Here is a 23,753-nt window from a genome sequence, read left to right on the forward strand (position 1 = left end):
GGGTTGAATGATATCAATTCCGGTTGCACTCATACATAATTGTTGACTGTTGACTGTTGACTGGGGGGCGAAAAACTGAATGGTTGAGTGTTAACTGTTGACTCGATTTTATGATTCCGATGCAGGCGATGCCTAAAAAAATGCTTTTTGGCAAGCCGGAGATGCTGGTGGGAGGGGAAGGGCCAGCCGGGTTCGGGAGCGAATTAACTGTCGATCGTACTTTCCTCGGATTGGCCATTGCACCTGAAATGCCGTCACGCTCACCCGAAAGGAGGAGGCGCAACTGCTGCCACCCTCCGCTAAAATCAACTAGATATAGAAACTGCAATCTTTCTTTACAATATTAAAAAACCCAAGGCTTAAACCGGCGAGAGGAACCAGCGTGACTAATCAAGTTTTTTCAGAAGCGGAAGAAAAGCAACCTCTTACTCCCGTGCAGAGCGGGCGCGACAGGAACTCGGCAGCCGACGCGCCTGAAAGTGAGGTCTCAGACGACTCTAGCTGGCACTTGGACGATCGGGAAGATGAACGAGAAATACCCCTAGAAAATCCAGAAATGGATGGGGAACAGTCAGAAGTTCCCAGCAGCAAAGGCATCAGGTGGCCGGCCGTGTTGGCTGGGGCAGGCATTGGCGTAGCTGCAACGCTGCTAGCAGTACACTTGACTGCTGGCCTCAAGAACGCGCGGCCGGCGGTTACAGCCCCAGGGCCGGCTCAGCAGGCGGAGGCTCAAACTGTGACAGTCGCGCCTGCGGAATCTGTAGAGCTGGCTCAAACTGTGGAAGCGACGGGTACCGTGGTCGCCTACGATTTGCTGCCGGTGTTGCCGCAAGCTAACGGTTTGCAAATAAAGCAGGTTTTGGTGAAGGAAGGGGATGCGGTAGAAAAAAATCAGGTAATGGCGGTTTTGGATGATTCGGTGCTGCGATCGCAAATTGCCGGGGCGGTTGCTAAAAGACAATCGGCGGATTCTACGGTAGAACAAGCGCAAGCTCAGGTGCAGCAAGCTGAGTCAACCCAAAAAGAAGCGCAAGCGGGTGTGGCTCAAGCGGTCGCTGGCGTTGAAAAAGCTGTCGCTGATTTAGCGCAAGTTAAAACAGGTGTTGGCAAAGCCCAAGCCGATGTGAATCAAGCTAAAGCTGGTGTGAATCAAGCTAAAGCGGGAATTGCTTCGGCCGAGGCTAAATTAGCTCAAGCTCAAAAAGAAGTAGAGCGCTTTTCAAATTTGGCGGCGCAGGGAGTAATCAGCCAGCAAGATTTAGAACAGCGTAAAACTGAACGAGAAACTGCTGTTCAAGATTTGAATAAAGCTAAGGCCGATCTGAATAAAGCTTTGGAAGAACAGAACAAGGCGGCCGAAGAAGTGCGATCGGCTAAAGCTAAAGTAGTTAATGCCGAAGCTAATATCAGTACGGCGCAAGCTGCTCTCAGCAGTGCCCGCGCTGCTGTGAATACGGCGGCGGCAACTGTCAGCAGCGCTAAAGCAAATGTGGGGAACAACGCAGCAAGTGTCCGCAGCAATGATGCACAAGTCGAACAGTTGGAAACTCAACTTGAACAAACTACAGTTCGAGCGCCGGACAGCGGTATTGTTGCTGAAAGAATTGGTAGAGTTGGTGATGTTTCTTCGGGGAGTCAAAAACTATTTTCGATTATTCGGGGAAATAAGCTGGAACTGCAATTGAAAGTGCCGGAAACTCAGATTTCGCAAGTGCAGCCGGGAACAGCAGTGCAGATTAGTTCTGATTCTGATAAGCGGATTAAGTTGTCAGGAACTGTGCGAGAGATTTCGCCGTTAGTTGACCCGCAAAATCGGCAAGCTACGGTGAAGGTTGATTTGCCGGCAAGCGAGTTTTTGCGATCGGGAATGTTTTTGCGCGCTGCGATTGTGACAGCGGCGGCGCAAGCTTTGAAAGTTCCTGCTAAGGCTATTTTACCGCAGTCTGACGGCAGTTCTATTGTTTATAAACTTGTGGGCGAGGACAAGGTGCAGGCTCAGCCGGTGGTAGTTGGGGAAATTAGCGGGGGTGCGGTTGGCGATTTGACTGCTGCTCGGGTTCAGATTAAAAAAGGGCTGAAAGCGGGCGATCGCGTGGTTGTTTCTGGGGCTGGTTATCTTCAGGATGGCGATCGGGTTAAGGTTGTTAAATAGTCATTCGGCAGTTGTCAGTTGGCAGTTGTTAATTGGTAGGGGCGGTGCCCCCGTGCCCGCCCTCTTAGTTGTTAGTTATTAGTTATTAGTTATTAGTTGGTGTGTAGATACAAGGGGCGGGTTTTACAGACAATAACAGCCTCAAACCAGTAATCTCATAAACCCGCCCTTCCCCGTCAGTTGTCACTCCTCCATAAAATCCCCATCTTGTGTAGACTAGGGAAAATCAAACTTTAACTTTGACGCGACAGAGATGTTGTCAATTTTTTCAAAAAAACCAGTAAAAAAATATAGCATTTTCCGTCGAAAATAAAACAATATTTGCCTAAAAAAAGTTTTTTGGACAATTTGCATAATTTTTGTGGAAAAGTCCTGATAGATAAATAAGGTGTGGCGCTTAATCTCAAAATTAGCCCCCACCTGTTTATCCCAAACAGGAAAAAAACATTGGCAGTATTGACTGGTACATCCTCAAACGACAACCTGACAGGCACCTCAGCCGACGACAACATCTCCGGCTTAGCGGGCAACGACACCATCGCGGGCTTAGAAGGCAACGATACTTTGTCTGGCGGTGAAGGAGACAACAACCTCAGTGGAGGTGCGGGCAATGACTCCCTCTTTGGCGACTTTGGCAATAACACCCTCGATGGCGGTGCGGGCAATGACTTTCTGAATGCAAGGGGTAGCCTGGCCGGCGGCGATGGAGACGACACCCTGCTAGCCTCTGGATCTAGTACCTTAGATGGCGGTGCGGGCAATGACTTTCTCAGTGGTGGTAATAGCATCTTAGAAGGCGGTGCGGGGGATGATACGCTCAGTGCTGGATTTGGGAGTGTGCTGCGAGGCGGTGCAGGTAACGATCGCTATTTGTTGCAGGCGAACAGCCAGAGTCAACTTCAAATTCAGGATACTGGCGGCATCAATCGCTTAGACTTTGTGAATTTTGACAACCAGATCAGTACCAGCACTGCGCTGTCGCTGTCGCTGTCATCAGGTACTCTGGGATTGAGCCGCCAAGGCACGAGTTTAGCCATCGACACCAATCAAGACGGCATCATCAGGGCTACCGATGACGTTGTGATTTTAGACTTTTTCGGGGCATCCCCGACTGTTGCGGGTGCTGGCTTCATTGAAACTGTGGCCAATTTATCGGGTACGGCGATTCTGGCTGCTAATTTAACAGAGGCTACGGCGGCACCCGGAACTAATGCGCTCACCGGAACAGCAGGCGATGACAACCTGACAGGCACCTCAGCCGACGACAACATCTCCGGCTTAGCGGGCAACGACATTATCTCCGGCTTAGAAGGCAACGATACTTTGTCTGGCGGTGAAGGAAACGACAGCCTCAGTGGAGGTGGGGGCAATGACTCCCTGATTGGTGGCTTCAATGGCACTGACACCATCGATGGCGGTGCGGGCAATGACTTTCTCAATGGTGGCGGTAGCCTCGTCGGCGGCGATGGAGACGACACACTTTTTGGAAGTTTCTCTTCAACCATCGATGGCGGTGCGGGCAATGACTATCTTAGTTCTAACGGTAATAGCATTGTAGAAGGCGGTGTTGGCGATGATACGCTCAGTGCTGGATTTGGCAGTGGAAATACGCTGCGAGGCGGTGCAGGTAACGATCGCTATTTGCTGCGGGATAACGGCCAGAGTCAACTTCAAATTCAGGATACTGGCGGCATCAATCGCTTAGACTTTGTGGATTTTAACAACCAGATCAGTACCAGCACTGCGCTGTCGCTGTCGCTGTCATCAGGTACTCTGGGATTGAGCCGCCAAGGCACGAGTTTAGCCATCGACACCAATCAAGACGGCATCATCAGGGCTACCGATGACGTTGTGATTTTAGACTTTTTCGGGGCATCCCCGACTGTTGCGGGTGCTGGCTTCATTGAAACTGTGGCCAATTTATCGGGTACGGCGATTCTGGCTGCTAATTTAACAGAGGCTACGGCGGCACCAACGCCAACTCCAGTCACAACGCCAACTCCAGTCACAACGCCAACTCCAGCGACAACGCCAACTCCAGCGACAACGCCAACTCCAGCGACAACGCCAACTCCAGCGGCAACCGCGCCAACACCTATCAGACTACCAATACCGGCAACGACTCCAACACCGGCAACGACTCCAACACCAGCAACGACTCCAACACCGGGCGGAACCACTCCAACAAATTTCACGCCCGCAGCAGCACAGACGATCGCACAGCCGATCGCACCCACATTCACCAACAGGCCCGCACCAAGCGAATTGCCGCAGGTTTTGGGCACCAGTGGCAACGACGCGATCGGTGGCAGCGAAGCCAACAATATCTTGTATGGCAACGCTGGAAATGACACCGTGGGAGGCAATGGCGGCGACGACATCGTATTTGGCGGCAAAGGCGATGACGGCTTATTCGGCGATGTCGGCAACGACCTCTTGTTTGGCAACCTCGGCAATGACACCCTTGTCGGCGGCGACGGCGCAGATACCGCATTGGGCGGCAAAGCTGACGATTTGATATTTGGCGGCGCTGGTAACGATGTCCTCGCAGGGGAACTCGGCAACAATACTTTGCTGGGCGGCGAGGGTAGCGATACTCTCTACGGCGGTGAAAATAATGATGTTTTGTTTGGCGGTACTGGCAACGATTTCCTTTACAGCCAAAAAGGCAACGACTTGCTGATCGGCGTTGACTATGCTGCTGCTAATCCCGGCCGCGGCGAAGTTGATACGCTGATTGGCGCTGAAGGTAGCGATACCTTCTTGCTGGGAAATGCCACAGAGTTCTACTACAACGATGGCATTGATTCAAACGTTGGCGCAGGCGACTACGCTTTGATTGTCGGCTACGATCCGTCTCAAGATATCATCCAACTTCAAGGTGCTCGGAGTACCTACGCGATCGGCGCTTCTCCCGCTGGATTGCCGGAGGGTGCTGCTATTTTCAAGAAGACTGGGGGTGCGGATGAGTTAATCGCGATCGTCCAACCTGTTTCTGGTTTTGGCCTTGATAGCAATTCTTTGCGCTTTGTTTAAGCGTTGAGGCCGATCGACCGGCGGTTGAAACTGCCGATCAAGTTAAAGGAAGTTTCTCTGGCTTGAGACTGAGAAATTTAAGTTAAATTAAGTCCTGCCTTTGGTGCAGGACTTTTTTTGTGCAGTGGACGGGCGATCGGGTTAACATAGCTGTACGGTGCGTCAGTTTTTAGGCTAGTACCAAAAACTCGGGCTTTCCCAACTGACGCACCCTACTAATTTTGTCGGGACGGGCGATCGACCTTCGCGCAAAATCGATCGTCAAAATGGTAGACTCAAAATCATAAAATAGTTGTACAATAGTTTTCTAGTCGTTTTTTACCGCGATGCCTCCACAGCAAAAAAAAGTGAAAGCAGGTAAAAAACCCTAAGCGCGGGCGTAATTCAGTGGTAGAATGTCAGCTTCCCATGCTGAACGTCGTGGGTTCGAGTCCCACCGTCCGCTTTGACTGAATTTTCAGAACAGTTTGAAAATTAATTAGTGCGATCGATTCAATTTATGGCTAATTTCTTAACCGCTGCATTATATAAGTTCGTTGAACTGTCGGATTTTGCTGAGTTCAAAAAACCCCTGCTCGATTGTTGCAACAACCACAACGTCAAAGGCACTATCTTGTTGGCCGCAGAAGGCATCAACGGGACGATCGCCGGTTCGTCAGAAGGTGTGCGCGCAGTCCTCGCATTTTTGCGAAGTGACTCGCGTTTTGCAGATTTGGTTCACAAGGAATCTTTCTCGGAAAAAGCACCGTTTTATCGCCTGAAAATACGCTTGAAACGCGAAATCGTCACGATGGGGATACCAGATATTAATCCCCGTGTCATGGCTGGCAAATATGTCAAGCCTGATGAGTGGAATCAGTTACTTGACGATCCTGATGTTGTGGTGGTTGATGTACGCAATGAGTTCGAGGTATCTATGGGTACTTTTAAAGGGGCTATTAATCCCCACACAAAAAGCTTTTCTGACTTGCCAGAATGGGCGCTGCAAGAAGCTGCTTTGCGTGATAAACCAAAAGTAGCAATGTTTTGCACTGGCGGTATTCGCTGCGAAAAATCTACTGCTTTTTTGCGTTCTCAAGGTTTTGATGAAGTTTATCACCTTGAGGGCGGAATTTTAAAATATTTGGAAACTGTGCCCGCTGCAGAAAGTCGCTGGGAAGGTGAATGTTTTGTGTTTGATGAACGGGTTTCTGTTGTTCATGAATTAAAGACTGGTAACTACGAACTTTGTCGCGGTTGCCGTCACCCAGTTAGTCCAGAAGATCAGGTTTCTGAATTATTTGTGCTGGGCGTGAGTTGTCCTCATTGTCATGACTCGAAAACTGAAGCTAAAAAACAAGGCTTATCTGAACGGCAACGTCAGATTGAGCTGGCTAAGCGTCGCAATCAAACACATATTGGCGCGCGCTATGATGTTAAGTAAAAAGTTGATAATGGGATATAGATTTTCTAGCGAAAGATGAGGTGATATCCGGGATAGGGCATAGGGCATAGGGCATAGGGCATAGGGCATAGGGCTATCCTCACCACGCGATTGAACCGCTATAGATTAATTAGTATTAACACTAAGGAATGAAAATTTAATAACTTAAGCGATTGCTCGTTACCAGGCTCTGCCTGGTAATGCAGATAGGCGAGGCTCTGCCTCCTTCGAGGAAAGCAACTTACAGGAGAGAGGACGGTAGGAGGTGTTTAAGTTATTAAATTTTCGACCCTAAGCTGAAAGAAACTGGGTTTCTCTGAAAACTCTGGTTGGATGGCGTAAAATCTCGAAAGAAACCCGGTTTCTGACTCTAAAGCCTTCATTCTTCCTGACGACTAATGACTACTAATACCAATTTCATAAAGTAGCGCTAGATATTACCGCCCCAACCCCCCCGAACTCGCGGGGGGGCTAAGATTTCATCTATACCACATCTTTATAAAAATGGTATAACAACTAACAAACAACAAATAACAAATAACAAATAACAACTAACTACTGACTATATGTCACCAACATACCCGATTTTATATTCTTTCCGCCGCTGTCCCTATGCTATGCGCGCGCGCTTGGCGTTGATGGTTAGCAATCGGGTGTGCGAGTTGCGGGAAGTTGTTTTGCGAGACAAACCACAAGAAATGTTAGATGTATCGCCCAAGGGTACTGTACCGATATTGATTGATGTTGACGGGCGGGTACTGGATGAAAGTATCGATATCATGTTGTGGGCGTTGAGACAACACGATCCTGAAAAATGGTTGATTCCCGAACAAGGTTCTGTTGCAGAAATGCTAGCACTAATTGCTGAATTTGATGGTGGGTTTAAATATCATCTTGACCGTTATAAATACCCGGAACGTTATGCAGGTGTTGATGCCGGAGTGCATCGGTATGAAGGTGCTTTGTTTTTGAAAAAACTCAATGCAAAGTTAAACGCGACTAAATATTTGTATGGTAATAATGTAGCATTGGCCGATCGCGCGATCGCACCTTTTGTGCGTCAATTTGCTGGGACTGATCAAGATTGGTTCAACCAACAGCCTTGGCAGCCTCTACAAGTTTGGTTGACGGCGTTTGCTGACTCGGAAATTTACGTTAGCGTCATGCAGAAATACCCAAAATGGGAATCTGGCAGTGCCGGCGTTGTTTTTGGGCGATCGTAATTATCTATCAACCGGTTTGTAGTCAGGACTTTAGTCCGCATCCAAGAGAGGACTAAAGTCCTGACTGCGAACCTGAACTAATGTTATTTTTGTCCCTCAAGCGTTAATGTATTCTAGTGAGTATTGTCAGGCTGAAATTATGATTGAGGTTGGTTCGTTAGTTCGATCGCCCAAAAACGATTTGGGAATCGGAAAAGTTGTCGAGGTATCGTCTACCGATGCCTTGATTGAATATTTTTGTTCAGTAAAAAATCGCTTCCGCAAAACTATACCCTTGGGTTTGCTGCAAGAAGCTAGACTTCAGCGACAAACCCGCTGCTACCTCTGGAGCACAACTCACGAAAGATGGATAATCGGTCGAGTTTATGACTGGGATGAAGATAAGTTAGAGTACGAAATTGACCTCCCCGACAGCCAAAGTTTGCAGGCTGTTGAGTCAGAACTTTACGTCCGCTGCAATATCCCGATCGCCGATCCGATCGATATTTTAGCAGTCAAAGGCCAGGAAACGCCGTATTTTCACGATCGCCGTTTGGCTTTTGTGCAATCTGCGATCGAACAGCGCGCCGTCAGCCGCGGCATGACCGGATTAATTTCTGCTAACATAGAGCTCTACCCGCACCAAGTTGAAGTCGTCCGGCGCATCCTAGAAGACCCGATCGCGCGCTATTTGTTGGCAGACGAAGCAGGACTGGGAAAAACTGTAGAAGCTGGGACTATTCTGCGCCAATTTCTGCTAGACGAACCCGATGGACGCGCTGTAGTAGTGGTTCCCAAATATTTGCTCGAACAGTGGCGACAAGAGTTAGAAAATAAATTCTATTTGTCTCATTTTGCTGATAGAGTGCAGCTTGTTGCTATTAGCGAAATCAATCAAATTAGCCGCAACATCAACCTGGATTTTCTGATTGTTGATGAAGCGCAGGATCTGGCGGCAATGGCTAATTCGGGCGATCGCGCTCAGCAGCAGTGCTTTGAACTCTGCCAGAAACTAGCTCACAAAAGCAAAAATTTATTGTTATTATCTGCAACGCCAGTCAGCGGCAGCGAGCAAGATTTTCTAACGATGCTGCACTTGTTAGAACCTACTACTTACCGTCTGGATGACCTAGAAAGTTTCAAAGAAGGGGTGCAGAACCGTCAGGAAATTGGTCGCGCATTGCTAGATTTTCGAGAAAGTGCGACGCCTGCTGTTTTGCAAACAAAACTCGCTCAACTCCGCACTCTTTTTGCAAAGGACGATTATTTGCTAGGATTGGTAAATGAGTTAGAAACTTGTTTGAAAACCGCAGAAACCGCAGAACAATCTCGTCTTGTCCGAACTATTCGCACTCACGTTAGCGATACCTACCGCCTCCACCGCCGCATTCTTCGCAACCGCCGGGAAGCGGTGGAAGATGTGATTTTTGACCGCGATGCTGTCCCCAAAGCCGAGTACGATCTCAATGACGAACAGTGGTCGGAAATTCAAACCGTATTCGATAAATGGCGCGCTGCTGCTCCCAAATCCAGCGAATATCAGAGAATTTTTCTGCTGTTTTTCCGCGCTTCGGGTACTTGGTTGAATGTTTTGGAAAGGGTTGTCAAAGCTCGCTTGCAGAAAAAATCAACTCCAGAACTCGATCGCGAATTCGGACAAAGCGACAGCGCAATTTTGAGCAAAACAGCGCTGTTTCCCCAAGAAAAGGAAATGCTAGAAACCTTGCTAGACACGCTGCAAAAGCCCCAGGAAGGACAGGATAGACTCTCGTTGTTACGAATTGCCATTTTGCGATTTTTGGCATTGGCTTTGAAGGTTCCGCGCGAGTATCACAGCAATCCTCGCGATTTGCTATCTAGAATTCAACAGCAAATTAAACGACCGATTCCGGGCGAGCGTTTCCCGAAAATTGTGATTTTCACGAGTTTTACGACCGCTTGTCAAGAGATTGCGGAAAATTTAGCTAAAATCTTTGGTAAAAAGGCGATCGCCAGTCACGACACGGGCAAATCAGCGGATGATGTTGAGGCTAGTCTCCATCGGTTTAAGACCGATCCGCATTGTTTTATCTTAGTGTGCGATCGATCGGCGCAAACAGGCGTAAACCTGCAATTGACAGATTGGTTAATTCACTTCGATTTACCCTGGTTTCCCAACCAATTAGAACAAAGACTCGGCAGAGTCGATCGCATTGGGAGCAAAATGGGAGTGCAATTTTGTTTGTTTGCAGGCCCGGATTTGCCCGACAGTCCCCACGAAGCTTGGTTTCAAGTTTTAAAAGACGGCTTTGATATCTTCAACAAATCTATCGCCAGCCTTCAGTTTTATGCGAACCAAAAAGCGGTCGAACTTGAAGAAAAGTTGTTTGCTGAGGGAGCAAAAGGCTTATGCAGCGAAATAGCAGCAATCAAGAATGAAATCCAACAAGAGAAAACAAAAATCGACGCGCAGTACGTGTTAGATGAAATTGACACTCTTGATGACAGCGCATCTCAGTATTTTGAATCCCTCGACAACTGCGATGCACGTCACAAAGAAATGCAGCAAGCTGCCGAAGGTTGGCTTTGTCAAGCCCTCCACTTCAAACAAATAGAACATCCGAAAATATCGGGATTAATCCGCTATCAACCTACTCAAAAAACCTTGATTCCATCAAACGATTTGAGAACTCGATTGATTCCTTACTGTCAGCAATACGGCAGTTACAACCGCCGCATTGCTCATCAGAATACCGATGTAGTTCTTTACCGCATTGGAGAGGGATTGATCGATGCACTTGGCTCTTACATTCGCTGGGACGATCGGGGTCAAGCTTTTGCGATGTGGCGACACGATGAAAGTTGGGATGCAGCCGTTGGGAAAGAGTGGTTTGGCTTTCAGTTTAATTATTCAATCCAGACGGATCTGGAGCCTGCTGCGAAAATTTTGCAAGCACAAAACATCGAAAATTACAACTTAAAAGCTTTGCAGCGGCGGGCTGATGCTCTGTCAATCCCAACTTTTGAAACTGTGTATGTAGATGCTCGCGACGAGCAGATGTCTTTGGTGGAAGATGCCGAAGTTCTGACAATTTTGCAGCGGGCTTATAAGGGGAAAGGCGGGCCGAATCGGGATTACAATTTGTCTAAAAATCGTACTTCGATGCTTGACAGTTTTGTCGATCCGCTGGATTGGGATGATTTTTGCCAAAAAGGGCGGGCGGTATCTGAGCAATTGCTGCGTGGGCGCGAGGCTTTTGTGGAAACGTGCAATAATTCCGCTATCAGTGCAGCAATTCAACTCGAAAACCGAGTCAATCAATTGCAATTGCGCTTGAACCGACTTTCTAAATCGGAACAACTTTTAGAATTGGTTTTGGCTGATGAAATTAGTACCGAAAGTGCGTTGAGTCAAGCCGTTTTAGCGGGAATTCGCCGCCCGCACCTGACTCTTGAATCGGTAGGATTTATTGTGATTTCTGGGCGTGCTCCTGTGAAATCTGAGGAGGAGGGATAATCTAGGAATGAAAATTTAATAACTTAAGCGATTTCTCGTTACTAGGAAGAGCCTGGTAATGCAGATCCGGAGGAAGAGCCTCCTTCGCTCTTTTTGACCTGATTCGGAAGCACGGGTATCTTGCCCGTGCTAGGATGTACGGATATGGATAAAAGGGCGATCGCTCTTTATTTAATCAAATTGTTTCTTAAAAACAGCTTTAGGGTGGAAAGTAGCGATAAATATCTTTCCGGTGAAGAACTCTTGCAAAAGTAACTGTTTCGCCATCAAAATAAAAACCTATTCGATAGTCGCCAACCCGAAACCGATACGCATTATCATCGCCTTTCAATTTTTTTAAGTTAACTATTGTCTGTAAATCATTAACATTGGGAATTTCCGCAAAAGCAAACTCCTTGATTTGCACAAAAGCAGGCGAACTTTTAAGAGCTTTTAAAATCAAATACTCTCTTCATCGGAATAATAAATTCGAGTCAACAGTCAACAGTCAACAGTCAACAGTCAACGATTTTTTTTACAAGGTTTGATGGTGGTCGATTCCCTACGGGATAGCTACGCTTCATATCAATTCCAGTTGCACTCCTGCGAAATTGTTGACTGTTAAAAAGGGCGGGCACTCTTGGCACCGCCCCTACCTGTTGACTGTTGGCTGTTGACCGTGCGAATTTCAAAGGTGATACCCGCCACGCAATTTATCCGCCGAATCAATCCAAAATCCAAAATCTCAAATCCTCAAGCCCCCGAATTTATCTGTGGGGTCGCCTCCAAAATCTAAAATCTAAAATCTGAAATCGAATGACGGGCGGGTCGAAAAACTGAATGGTTGAGTGTTAACTGTTGACTCGATTTTATGATTGGGATGCAACCGGAAAAGATATCGCGGGATTTTTTTTTTGAAGCCATCGTACAGGCGGGATGCCCGTGCCAAGAGGGATGCGGATGGATGAAAGGGATCTCGCACTTACGGACTAAACTTCCTCAAAAATCGCTCCCCGCTGCTGTAAATCTTCCTTCTCATCCTCCGCAAGTCCTGAGTTATTCCCAAACCTTGCTGACTCGACATTCGCACCGCTGAAATTAGTATTTGTTAAGTTAACTTCCAGGAGATTTGTGCGGCTCAAATCTGCTCCGCTGAGGTTTGCTAAAGCCAGACTTGCGCGGTGCAAATCTGCGCCACTCAAGTCGGCATTTCCTAAGAAAGCACCGCTCAAATCTGCACCGCCAAATTTGGCATTTTGCAGGTTGGCGTCGCTGAAATCGGCATCGTTTAAGTTTGCACCTCGGAAGTTTGCCCGATCGAGCTTTGCACTGCTAAAATCTACTGTACTCAAAGTAGTTCCGCGCAAGCTACCCCCCGCGAAATCCCGCGCTGGATTGAGATTGGCGATTTTTGCCAACTCTGCAAAGTTGTCGGTTTCAGCAGAGATAATGCGATCGACCATTTCCTGCAATTGGGCTTGGGCTTCCGGCGCAATTTCCACATCAGGCTGTTCCACCGCAGGCAAATTGTAGGACAACAGCGCCCAACTGAGAGCCGGTTGGAATTTATTTTCTTGCAAATATACAATCAAGATTCTTTCTAAAACCGAATGTTGGTTTGGCGTAATATCGTGCGGCCACAAACCCTCCGCATCTGTTAAATAAATATCTTCTTTCGCAACTTCAAAAGCCGCTGCGATCCGCAGTGGTTTGGCAGCAAATTCTGCTATTTTAGCACTCTTTAGCAAACCTTTTAATACTGGATTGCCGCGCTCTAATGCAAAAACCCAAGCAGGTGCTGTATCGTCTCCTATTGTGGAAACGCGACACAAAGTGCAATCAGTTTGTTTAATTTTTTCCGCATTTTCGCTGTCTAGAACTACCTGCGGATCTTCTGCAAATAAAACTTCTTTACAGATTTGAATTGGCTGCGTTTCTTCTATTGGCGACAGCTTGAAATCACCGACTAACTGACGCGATGCTACGGGAATTTCGCAGTTTTCCAGATTGAGCTTGAGCGTCCCGCCTTGCAAGCCAAATTTGACCCTACCGCCGAGCAGGGGTTCCCAATGCTCGTTAAAATTCAGGCTCAAGTGAATGTCGAGCTGTTGAGTTTGAGTTCCAACGGACAGCACTGGAATTGCTTCTAATTGCATCCACAAGCAATCGGGGTATTTGTTGTGAGACTCTAGCGATCGCATATCGGGAGAAGTGCTGGCTCTGCCAGATTGTAATTGATATTTAAATTAGTTTATCATCTCTAATCGATCGCAACACAGCTTTTTATCGCGGGTTTAAATTGTAAATTTTGTTTGATGCGATCGCCAAGTCATTAATTTTGCTGAATTTGGCTTCTTACCCAAGCCCGAAATGCTTTAATTAATTCCAAATAGTCCATTGTTTCTGCTTGTTCCAAAAATCTGACTATCTCTAATATCGGCAAGCTGGGAAATGCTAAACTGATGTCGCACTCAACGTATTCTCCATTTTCAAATCTGTTGATTCTGAGCCGCGTTCCATTATAAATCCAAACTTCCGGCACTCCCAAATCCGCATAAACCTGCAAGCTATTTTCCGAACGGCTGGTAATATCAATTTCCACCACTAAATCCGGTGGCGGATCTCGATCCATGTCGATTCTTTTTTTGCCTTTAATTGCACTCAGATTTTGGATGTAAAAACATTTATCCGGTTCTGCACCGCTAAGTTCAGGACGCTTAAATGTGGTAGAACCAAGAGGTTCAATTTTCACATCTAATTCTTCAGCTAAGGTCTCAACAAATCGACCCAATACTTCTTTGAAACGTTCGTGTTCTGGAGATGGTACCATGATTTCAAGATTGCCGCGATTGTATGTCAGTCGAATTTGCCGATCGCCAATTTCGGCAAGCAAATTTTCGTAGGTTTGCCAACTGATACCCGATAGCTGGACAATTTGTTGGGGCGGGGCGAGAGTTTGAGCGGTCATAGTGCTACTTTGGTGAAGAGTTCGCAGGCGCAAGCTAAGGAAGCAGCCATCGCACTTTTGGATTATATCATCGCAGGAAGCCTAGCCGGGAAACACCAAAGACAAATCCAGAGACAACTCTGGAAAACCGGGAATTACCACAAACTCGTTCGGCAAAACCACTCGTTTGACTCGATAATCGAAACTACCTGTTTGTTTTTGATAAGGTTCGCTGTAGGTTTCCAGTTGAATATCTACCAAATTAAATATCCAATAATCAGCAATTCCCGATTCAGCGTAGAGAGATAACTTAGTTCTGCGATCGTACTTCAAAGTCGAATCAGAAACCTCAATTACCAACAAAATATCGGCACTTTCTGGGTGAGAAGATAAATAATTATCGGAACGATGGCGCGCAATCACCACATCAGGTTCCGGTTCGCTATCATCCGTCAAAATAATCGGTTCTTGACCGCGCACGATCGCTCGTTCTCCCAGGATGGAGTACAATTTTCCAAATACCCGCGAATTACAAACAGAGTGAAACGTACCTTTAGCAGCCATTTTGATAATTTCTCCGCGAATCAATTCCACTCGGTCATCGGACTCAAAAAAACCCAGTTCTGCCAAACGGTGATATTCGGCGATGGAGAATCGTTTTGCAGTTACGGCAGTCATAGCTTTTATTACCCTCTAAAATTACCAACATTCTGATTCTACTCAAAAATCCCGCCCCGTGCCTTCAATTCAATTTTTACGGATTCCGCAATTCCCAAACAACCAGAAAACCTCGTGTTTTTTACTACGGTATTTTTCAAATCAGCGCGGCTCAAATCAGCACCGCTTAAATTCGCACCGCTCAAATCAACACCGCTTAAATCAGAATTTTTTAAATTAGCGTCAGTCAAATTTGCATTTACTAAAATTGCATTCGGTAAATAAGCACTGCTCAAATTAGCGCCGACTAAGTTTGCACCGCTCAAATTTGCCCGCGGTAGCTTTGTCCGCAAATCTGCACGGCTCAAATTGGCGCTGCTGAGTTCAGCATCCCGCAAATTAGCGTTGCACAAATTAGCATCAATTAACAGAGCAGCGCTCAGCAAAGCACCGCTGAGATCGGCCAAGGTTAAATCGGCTCCTTGGAGGTTGGTTGCGCGCAAATCCGCACCGTTCAAATCAGCGTAGTGCAAGTCAAAACCGCTTAAATCAGCTCCAGCCAAATCCTCGACGGGATTCAAACCAACTGTTTCTGCAAGTTGTATAAAATTATTATTTGTATCTATTAAAAATAGTTCCCGCAGAATCGCCAATTGCTGCTGCCGGTACTCGTCGGCTTTTTCGTAATCTGCTAAATGCTTGTAAGCAATCTTCAAATTCTTGAGAGCACTGCGCTCAACGCGATCGTCGTTGTGGGCGCGCGCGATCGACAACTGCTGCTGATAAGATTCGATCGCACCAGGTAAATCTCCCGAAGCATCGCAAGCCAGGGCCAAATTGCCCAAAGCTTCCAACTCAGATCGAGAGTCGCCAGTTTCCCGGGCGATCGCCAAACGCTGCTGCTGGTAATTAATAGCACCTGAAAAATCTGAGCGAGCACAACAAGCATTGCCCAAATTTCCCAAAGCATTTGCTTCGCCCCGGCGATCCTCAATTTCCCGCGCCAACACCAAATGCTGCTGGTAACAGTCGATCGCCCGATCGTAATTCAAGAGAGCTTCGTAAGCTACGCCCATATTACCGAGCGCCGCACCCGCCCGGCGGCGATCGTCAACTTCCCGATACAGCGCCAGCGCTTCCCGCCAAGCATCCAGCGCCGCCTCAAATTGGCGCGCCTGATAATGCGAAATCCCCTGCTTGATTAACTCGCTAGCTTGTTCGCTCATACTGTCAAAATTACTGAATAACTCAAGTTGATATTAATCTAGTTAAAGCGGTAATTGGTAATGAATCATCGACAATCGCTGCGGCTCGATCTCCCATTCTCCCATATTCTCCCATATTCTCCCATATTCTCCCATATTCTCTTCTTCTCCCGGTGTTCGCGCATCCGTATTTCCACCTGCGCGATCCCAAAAAAGACAAAAAAAGAGAGAGTTACTTAAGTAACTCTCTCTGCCATCAGGGTGCATCTACATAACACAATATAACACAATCAGGATGAGGGGTTAAACCCCCCAAACATGAAGATATTGTAAAGAAATGTAGATTAACTATAAAGTTACAATGAAGCGGGATCGCAGAGCGCGCTTTGGGCGATCTGTTTTTCCGATCGCCCGCCGCGCGCTGAGGCTACCCAATCCCCTCATATCGTTTCCAGTTGCATCGGAATCATAAAATCGAGTCAACATTCATAGGAATTGACTCGCGCAGGCCCGCGCAGGCCCGCGCAGGGCATTGGGAATTGGTAACTAATGACAACAGTCAACCGTCAACTCACCTGACGGTGAACCGGAATTGTTGACTTTTGCAGAACCTCAGCCGTCAAGCTTGGCCGCCAGCAACTCATTGGTCAATTTCGGATCTGCCCTGCCGCCGGTTTCCTTCATCACCTTCCCGACAAAAAAGCCCAGCAGCTTAGTTTTGCCGGCCCGGTACTGTTCGAGCTCCTTGGGATTGGCGGCCAGGACTGCATCGATCGCCCGATCGATCGCCCCTGTATCCGAAATTTGAATCAAACCCTTGCTCTCAACCAACTTAGTTGGCGAACCGCCACTTGCTAGCAACTCCGGCAAAATATCCTTAGCGATTTTGCCGCTGATCGTGCCAGCATCAATTAGTGCCAGCAGTTCGGTCAAATCCTGCGGTTGGAAAGGAATTTCAGAAATCGCCAGTTTCTCATTTTTCAGATAAGCAGTAATATCGCCCATCACCCAATTAGCAGCTTGTTTAGCCACAGCACCGGCGACGATCGTTTTTTCAAAATACTCCGCCACCGCTTTATCGTCAGTCAAAACCCGCGCGTCGTAGGGAGAAAGAGCGAGTTGAGTTTCGTAGCGATGCCGCTTTTCGGCGGGCAATTCCGGCAGTTGAGCTTTCCAATCCTGCAATTGATCGACCGAAACTTCGATCGGAGGCAAATCTGGTTCCGGGAAATAGCGGTAATCGCTCGCACCTTCCTTAATCCGCATACTGAAAGTACACTGCTTGTTTTCATCCCAAAGCCGCGTTTCTTGGATGATTGTTTCGCCATTTTCAATAGCTTGAGTTTGCCGTTCGATCTCGTAATCGATCGCCCGTTCGATCGCATTAAAAGAGTTCATATTTTTAATTTCCACCTTCGTCCCGAACTCTTTTCTGCCCACCGGGCGCACCGAAATATTCACGTCGCACCTGAGCGAACCTTCCTGCATATTCCCGTCCCCAACCCCGATGTAGCGCACGATCCGGCGCAATTCCTGACCGTATTCGGCAGCTTCCGCGCCCGATCGCAAATCCGGTTCCGAAACAATTTCGATTAAAGGCACCCCGGCGCGGTTGTAATCCACCATTGAATAAGTAGAACCGCTGAGCCTGTCGCTGCCGCCGTGAACCAATTTACCTGCATCTTCCTCCATGTGCAAGCGAGTAATCCCAATTTTTTTTCTAGTAGAATTTCCCGCCTCGTCCACCAGTTCAATTTCTAGCCAACCGTTAGTGGCGATCGGCAAATCGAACTGAGAAATTTGATAATTTTTCGGCAAATCGGGATAAAAATATTGCTTGCGGTCAAACTTGCTGTAAGGTGCAATTTCGCAGTTGAGAGCCAGCCCAGCTTTCACCGCATACTCCAGAACTTTTTGATTTAATACCGGCAACACTCCCGGCATTCCCATACAAATTGGGTCAATGTTAGTATTTGGGGCATTACCAAATTCTGTAGAAGAACTGGAAAAAATTTTAGTATTCGTACTCAATTGACAGTGAGTTTCAAGACCGATAATGGCTTCGTACTGAGTTTGGTTTTTTATCGAAGAGGGTGCAGCGGCAGTCATAGGCAACCTAAAAAAATGAATAACTTTAGATTATATTTTAACTTTATTATGGGGAAAACTGACAAATCTCCCCAGTCCCGATTCCCGCCGTCGAGGAAGCTGTTTCACTCTCTTGTAGGGGCCGTGCCCCTACAAAACCTTGTTTTTGTTGAGACTGAAACCGTCTGCGTCGGCACCGGGGGGATTTGGAATCGGCTGCGAGATTTTTGACAACTCCCCAGCAGTCGAGCGAGGGGATTCTTGGTTTACTCTGGTGCGATCGTTATTTCATCCAAAGATGCGATCGCCACATCAGCCTTTTCCAAATGACTAACCCCCGCATTTCCCCAACAAATCCCGATACAGCCAGCCGCGCCCGCATTCTTACCCATCTGAATATCACCCGTTGAATCTCCCACCATCAAAGTCGCTGCGGGATTCACTCCGAGTTGTTCGCAAGCTTGCAAAAACAATCTCGGATCGGGTTTATTAAGTTCCGTGGAATCCACACCCATTTCTAACTGAATCCACTCGCTTAATTCGTGATTTTTCACAAATTTCTGCACCGCCGCAGTCGTAGCCGCCGAAAGAATCCCCAGCTTCAAACCCGCTTCCGAAAGATTTTTCAGCACTTCCAAACTGCCGACAAACATCGGAGAAGTAGCACCGTTTTTAAACATTTCGTCCGCTTCATCAAAAGCGCGGCGCGCTATACTTAAAGATTCCAACCATCCCCTGCCAGTTTCCGCGATGTATCCCGCCGCCACAATCTCATTTTCCCTGCGACTCCCCACCGCTAGCAAACCCGTCGGGTCAATGCTGCCGCCTTCGATGCCGAAAGCCATTTGTAAAGGCTCTCCCACGCCGGGAATTTGAGCGTCTGCCAAGCGCGATCGCTTAATTCCTAAAAGTCTCAAAAACTCCTGAGAATCTTCTAGAGTGCCGTCTTTGTCAAAGATTACGGCTTCGATATTGGAAAAAGTAATGCCGCGACATTTAATAGTTACCAAGAATCATAACTCCCTAATTTTATATGTTTTATATCTTCCCATATTGCGTTAGTTTTGGCAATTGTTTTTAGATTGGACGGCTGTTGCAACCGCGTCTATATCAACGATGTCTGAGACTAGACGGCGGTTTCAACCGCCGAGTCTTATCTCCCAAACATTTAAAATCTTCCTGCTAAATTGGCAACAATTAATGCTAGGTGAACAGGCTTTACACGCTTAGCAATATGTGTTTGAAAACCCGCCTCGATCGCCCTTTTGCGTTCTTGCTCGCTCGCATACGCAGTCAGCGCCACGGCTGGGATTTGTCCTCCGGCTGCCTCAGCAAGAGAGCGCACTGCTCGAATTAAAGAATACCCATCTTCCTCCGGCATTCCCAAATCCGAGATCAGCACGTCGTATCTGCCGGGATTTTCAGTCAAAGCAGCCATCGCACTTCTGGCAGATGCAACTGTCACAACCTCAGCCCCGTAGCTTTCGAGCACAAATTTTAAGAGTTCGCGGGTATCGCTGCGATCGTCTACAGCTAAAATGTGCAAGTCTTTGAGAGAAGGGACGGTATGGCTAGAAGCATCTGAACCCGCAGCCGATACAGTTGGCGTTAAATTGATCGCCCCTGTCAACACTTCAGCCGAGTCTGGCAAAGGCAATCTCATAGTTATTGTAGTTCCCTGTCCCTCCCCGGGACTCTCGGCAAACACGATTCCCCCGTGCAATTCCACCAGATGGCGCACGATCGACAAACCCAATCCCAGCCCTTGATTCGCCTTAGTGCTGCTAGAATCTCCTTGGCAGAAGCGATCGAAAATATGCGGTAACAACTCCGGCGCAATCCCTTTTCCCGTGTCGGTGACTCGCATTTGAGCGCGATGCTCGATCGGCTCCAAGACAACTTCCACTCGTCCCTCCGGTGGAGTAAACTTAATCGAATTAGACAGGATATTCCACACAACTTGCTGCAAGCGATCGGCATCGCCTAAAACAGGTACAGAAGTCAACTGCGAAACAATTTTAATGTTTTTGGCATCCGCTGATAGTTGAACCCCGTCGAGTGCAGTTTGCACCACAAACAGCAGATCGATCGGACTGGTATTGAGAACGAGCTTGTCGCTGGTAATCCGCGAAATATCCAGTATATCTTCGATTAACTGAGATTGCGCCAGCGCGCTGCGCTCTATCACTTCTATAGCGCGAGCGGCTGCGGCCTCGTTCAGCATTCCGCTACGCAGCATTTGTGCCCACGCCAGGATCGGAGTCAGAGGATTGCGGAGTTCGTGAGAGAGATTCGCCAGAAATTCGTCTTTAGCACGGTTAGCAATTTCTGCTTGTTGGCGGGCTAACTTTTCCTGCTCCAATAACTGAGATCGCTCTGTCTCAAACTGCTTGCGATCGGTGATATCCTGGAAAGACAACAGAATCATTAAAGCTTGGTCTTCTCGTTCAAGTTTGCAAGCATTCACCAGCATAGTTTTGGAGCCGATATGCTCCCAAAAATGAGTCAACTCAAAGTTTTGAAGCTGAACATCACTCAGCAGAATATCTTCCAGAATCCATCGCAATTGAGGGATATTCCACTGCCCATTTCCTAGCTCAAACAGCGAAATCTGCGTTGTTTCTGAGGATGAAACTTGAAACGTTTCATAGAACGATCGATTTGCTTTGTGCACTCGGAAATCAGCATCTAGCACGACTAAAGGCGTTTGCACAGTTTCCACGATGGTTTCAGCGTAGTTTCGGGCCTCCTCCAAGGTTCTGGCACTACGTTTAAGACCATCAATATCGATCAAAACCATCACCACGCCCTCAATCTGGTTTTCCGTTGTGCGGTAAGGGCGAATCCGGAGGTTGTACCAATATCCCGACAAAGTTTGAACTTCTCGTTCTTGCGTCTGGAGAGTATCAATCACCTCCAAAATCATCGGTTCCAAGTCAGGAACATCAAGAGTCGATCGGATGTCGCTAAAGGGTCGTCCAATATCTGTGAGAATCAGATTAAAAACTCTCTGGGCCGTTGGCGTAAAGCGTCGAATTTCTAAATTGTTCGCCAGCATTAAAACTGGGATATTGATACTAGAAAGCAAATTTGTCAAATCGTTATTGACCAGGCTTTGTTCCATATTTCGGCTGCGAAGTTCCTCGTTAGTGGTGGTGAGTTCCTCGTTAGTGGCTTGAATCTCTTCTTTGGCAGTTTCTAGTTCCTCGTTGATGCTTTGCAGTTCCTCGTTGCTGGAGAGGACTTCTTCGTTGGCAACTTTGAGGTCTTGGTTGAGATTTTCCTGGTCTTGGATTAGCGATTGCAGGTGTGATCGCGCCGCAAGTTTTTCTTGGTTAGCGGCGGCAAGCGCCTGCCTCAGCCGCTCATTTTCCGGATCGGAATCACCTCGATCGCAGCTTTGGGCGGTGACGGTGGAAAAGTCGATCGCCGGGGCTAAAACTTCTTCAAACAGCACCAAAAAATAGCGTGCTGCGGTGGTGTGGGACTGGAACGGCACCACCTGAATATTCACCGCAGACGATCGCCCGCCCCATTCAACCAATACCCTTTCTTTCCTAACAGTCACGTTCTGCGATTGTGCCTGAGAAATTGCGGTGCGAAGCTCCACAAGCAAACCTCCCCTTGCCATTGTCAGCAAGTTTAAGTCCGGCTTTCCGGCTGCGACTCTAAAGTAAGGATCGATATCTCCCCGCACTTGCAGGATTTTCATCTGCTCGTTAACAAGCACGCTGGCTGGGGCATAGCGATTCAAAATCAGTTGGTCAGTTTCGTACTCTAAGTCAAAATTATCGATCGAATTGTCTTCATTCATTCCCTGTTCGAGAGCAGCTTTAGCGACGGGATAGGAACTCGGCGCGAACGAAAGTGTGGGACGAGTCGCCGTCAACTTTTTGGCATAAATTTTAGAGTTTTTATCGACAGAAGTAAACAAATATGCAAATTTTCCCGTACTTTCAGAACTGCCTAACAACAGAAAGCCTGCTGCGTTGAGACTGTAATGAAAAATCGGCATTACTTTTTTTTGCAGCGACTCTCCCAAATAGATCAGCACATTGCGGCAGCTAACTAAATCGAGATTGGAAAAAGGTGGGTCGCTGCTTAAGTCTTGTCGCGCAAATACACACAATTCGCGGACAGCTTTGCAGATTCTATAACTACCTCCTTCTTCGGCGCGAATAAAGAAGCGAGTACGGCGTTCTAGTGAAACATCTACCATCTGGTTTTCTGAGTAGATGCCAGACCTCGCTTTGCCGATCGCCTGTTCGCTGATATCTGTGGCAAAAATCTGGATCGGTGGCGAAAGATTTCGATCCCTCAAAAACTCTAACAAGCAAATAGCGATCGAGTAAACTTCTTCACCTGTGGAACATCCCGCCACCCAAATCCGAATTGAAGCTTCTGACGATTTATTTTGGATCATCGTGGGAAAAACCAGCTCTTTTAATTTTTTAAAGGCTTCAGGATCGCGGAAGAAACTGGTAACGTGGATCAAGATTTCTTCATACAAAGCTGTGACTTCAGCCACATTGTGTCGCAGGTATTCAGTATAATCATCCCAGCTTTCGAGCTTATACAATACCATCCGCCGCTGGATGCGCCTCGCGATCGTTGTGGGTTTGTACTGGCTAAAATCAACGCCTGCGGTTGATTTTAGCAGGGCAAAAATAGTTGCCAGGGCATCTCCCGGTTCGGGCGAGTCTTCAACTTTTGCTAGGGAAATTGTCGAAGTTAGAAGGGGACTGCCGCTATACTTTGCCAGTTCCTCGGCAATTTTTTCAGGTGGCAAAATAAAATCAACATTCCCTGTAGCGACAGCGGTATTCGGCATACTATCGAATTTTGCCGTGTCTTGACATTGAGCAAAAGTCATGCCTCCGGCTGCTTTGATTGCCTTGAGCCCCAGCGAACCGTCTCCGTCTCCCCCCGATAATACTACGGCGATCGCCTTGTGGCCCCGATCCATCGCCAATGAGGTAAAAAACGCATCTCCCGGCATATATTTGCCATAAATCTTCTCGCGGGGTGACAATTGCAGCACGCCTTTACACAGCACCATCTTGGTGTTGGGCGGAATGATGTAGACTTGATTCGGCTCTATAGCCATGCCGTCTTTTACCTCACTAACAGGCATTTTCGTCTGTCTGGCGAGAATCTCGGTTAGCAGACTTTTGTGATCGGGGGCTAAATGCTGAATCAGCACAAACGCCATACCCGTATCTACCGGCAAATGGCTGAGTAACTCGGTGAAAGCTTCGAGCCCTCCTGCTGAGGCGGCAATCCCGACAATGGGAAAAGGGGCGTCGGTTTCGGCTAATTGTTGGCTGTCGGGGGCGGCTGAGGCGAATTCGGGTGTATTTTCGGGAGAAGGTTGATTAGAAGTCATAAATATGAAGTCCAGGACTTCAGTTATTTAGCAGCAAACATATCTGGTAAGCGTGGGGCTAAGTAATTCGGACTATTTTTATTAGAGCTTAAGTTGCCACCAGAACGTAAATCGCTTGAGAATGAGATGTGGCTTTTAAGTAGGGACACCGCACCGTGCCCTGCTTTGTGTCAACTTAAGCC

General features: G+C 47.5%; 14 protein-coding genes and 1 tRNA gene. 6 read left to right on the plus strand and 9 right to left on the minus strand.

What is annotated here, in order from left to right:
* Positions 1-13: 13 nt before the first annotated feature.
* A complete protein-coding gene (locus IQ270_RS16590) occupies positions 14-328 on the minus strand; it encodes a hypothetical protein (protein ID WP_193974267.1) in 315 nt (104 codons plus the stop codon).
* Positions 329-382: 54 nt separating this feature from the next.
* Here IQ270_RS16590 and IQ270_RS16595 point away from each other — a divergent pair, with 54 nt between their 5' ends.
* The 6 genes from IQ270_RS16595 (at position 383) to dpdE (ending at position 11,309) form a co-directional block, all read left to right on the plus strand.
* Positions 383-2,152 (plus strand): efflux RND transporter periplasmic adaptor subunit, encoded by a 1,770-nt coding sequence (locus IQ270_RS16595; RefSeq protein WP_193974268.1) that lies wholly within the window; start codon positions 383-385, stop codon positions 2,150-2,152.
* Positions 2,153-2,599: 447 nt separating this feature from the next.
* Positions 2,600-5,188, plus strand: a complete 2,589-nt coding sequence (locus IQ270_RS16600) for a calcium-binding protein (protein WP_193974269.1) — start codon at positions 2,600-2,602, stop codon at positions 5,186-5,188.
* Between the two features lie 373 nt (positions 5,189-5,561).
* Positions 5,562-5,633: transfer RNA gene (locus IQ270_RS16605), tRNA-Gly, on the plus strand.
* Between the two features lie 54 nt (positions 5,634-5,687).
* A complete protein-coding gene (locus tag IQ270_RS16610; protein ID WP_193974270.1) occupies positions 5,688-6,611 on the plus strand; it encodes a rhodanese-related sulfurtransferase in 924 nt (307 codons plus the stop codon).
* 566 nt (positions 6,612-7,177) lie between these two features.
* Positions 7,178-7,834 carry a glutathione S-transferase gene (locus IQ270_RS16615; RefSeq protein WP_193974271.1) on the plus strand — a complete coding sequence of 219 codons (657 nt, stop codon included), beginning with the start codon at positions 7,178-7,180 and terminating at the stop codon, positions 7,832-7,834.
* 139 nt (positions 7,835-7,973) lie between these two features.
* Complete coding sequence (gene dpdE / locus IQ270_RS16620; RefSeq protein WP_193974272.1) at positions 7,974-11,309, plus strand: protein DpdE; 3,336 nt, start codon at positions 7,974-7,976, stop codon at positions 11,307-11,309.
* Positions 11,310-11,508: 199 nt separating this feature from the next.
* On the opposite strand, the gene IQ270_RS16625 is transcribed toward dpdE, so the two are convergent.
* From IQ270_RS16625 to IQ270_RS16660, 8 genes are all read right to left on the minus strand, one after another.
* On the minus strand, positions 11,509-11,751 hold the full coding sequence (locus IQ270_RS16625) for a type II toxin-antitoxin system RelE/ParE family toxin (RefSeq protein WP_193974273.1): 243 nt from the start codon (positions 11,749-11,751) through the stop codon (positions 11,509-11,511).
* Between the two features lie 526 nt (positions 11,752-12,277).
* Positions 12,278-13,489, minus strand: coding sequence for a pentapeptide repeat-containing protein (locus IQ270_RS16630; protein WP_193974274.1), 1,212 nt, complete (start codon positions 13,487-13,489; stop codon positions 12,278-12,280).
* Between the two features lie 131 nt (positions 13,490-13,620).
* The gene (locus tag IQ270_RS16635) at positions 13,621-14,256 is read right to left on the minus strand and encodes a Uma2 family endonuclease (RefSeq protein ID WP_193974275.1); all 636 of its coding nucleotides are present in this window, start codon (positions 14,254-14,256) and stop codon (positions 13,621-13,623) included.
* Positions 14,257-14,337: 81 nt separating this feature from the next.
* Complete coding sequence (locus IQ270_RS16640) at positions 14,338-14,913, minus strand: Uma2 family endonuclease (RefSeq protein WP_193974276.1); 576 nt, start codon at positions 14,911-14,913, stop codon at positions 14,338-14,340.
* Positions 14,914-14,951: 38 nt separating this feature from the next.
* On the minus strand, positions 14,952-16,118 hold the full coding sequence (locus tag IQ270_RS16645) for a pentapeptide repeat-containing protein (protein WP_193974277.1): 1,167 nt from the start codon (positions 16,116-16,118) through the stop codon (positions 14,952-14,954).
* Between the two features lie 591 nt (positions 16,119-16,709).
* Positions 16,710-18,206, minus strand: a complete 1,497-nt coding sequence (gatB, locus tag IQ270_RS16650) for an Asp-tRNA(Asn)/Glu-tRNA(Gln) amidotransferase subunit GatB (RefSeq protein WP_193974278.1) — start codon at positions 18,204-18,206, stop codon at positions 16,710-16,712.
* Between the two features lie 245 nt (positions 18,207-18,451).
* Positions 18,452-19,195 (minus strand): HAD family hydrolase, encoded by a 744-nt coding sequence (locus tag IQ270_RS16655; protein WP_193974279.1) that lies wholly within the window; start codon positions 19,193-19,195, stop codon positions 18,452-18,454.
* 158 nt (positions 19,196-19,353) lie between these two features.
* Positions 19,354-23,571 (minus strand): chemotaxis protein CheB, encoded by a 4,218-nt coding sequence (locus IQ270_RS16660; RefSeq protein WP_193974280.1) that lies wholly within the window; start codon positions 23,569-23,571, stop codon positions 19,354-19,356.
* Between the last annotated feature and the right edge of the window lie 182 nt (positions 23,572-23,753).

Origin of the sequence: Microcoleus sp. LEGE 07076, assembly GCF_015207455.1 — a bacterium.
In the GTDB taxonomy this organism is placed as follows: Bacteria; Cyanobacteriota; Cyanobacteriia; order Cyanobacteriales; family Microcoleaceae; genus Microcoleus.

What these genes read in the sequence shown, in the direction of transcription:
- IQ270_RS16610 (WP_193974270.1), top strand. Translation starts at nt 5,688, where the DNA reads ATGGCTAATTTCTTAACCGCTGCATTATATAAGTTCGTTGAACTGTCG.
- IQ270_RS16615 (WP_193974271.1), top strand. Translation starts at nt 7,178, where the DNA reads ATGTCACCAACATACCCGATTTTATATTCTTTCCGCCGCTGTCCCTAT.
- dpdE (WP_193974272.1), top strand. Translation starts at nt 7,974, where the DNA reads ATGATTGAGGTTGGTTCGTTAGTTCGATCGCCCAAAAACGATTTGGGA.
- IQ270_RS16630 (WP_193974274.1), bottom strand. Translation starts at nt 13,489, where the DNA reads ATGCGATCGCTAGAGTCTCACAACAAATACCCCGATTGCTTGTGGATG.
- IQ270_RS16635 (WP_193974275.1), bottom strand. Translation starts at nt 14,256, where the DNA reads ATGACCGCTCAAACTCTCGCCCCGCCCCAACAAATTGTCCAGCTATCG.
- IQ270_RS16640 (WP_193974276.1), bottom strand. Translation starts at nt 14,913, where the DNA reads ATGACTGCCGTAACTGCAAAACGATTCTCCATCGCCGAATATCACCGT.
- IQ270_RS16645 (WP_193974277.1), bottom strand. Translation starts at nt 16,118, where the DNA reads ATGAGCGAACAAGCTAGCGAGTTAATCAAGCAGGGGATTTCGCATTAT.
- gatB (WP_193974278.1), bottom strand. Translation starts at nt 18,206, where the DNA reads ATGACTGCCGCTGCACCCTCTTCGATAAAAAACCAAACTCAGTACGAA.
- IQ270_RS16660 (WP_193974280.1), bottom strand. Translation starts at nt 23,571, where the DNA reads ATGACTTCTAATCAACCTTCTCCCGAAAATACACCCGAATTCGCCTCA.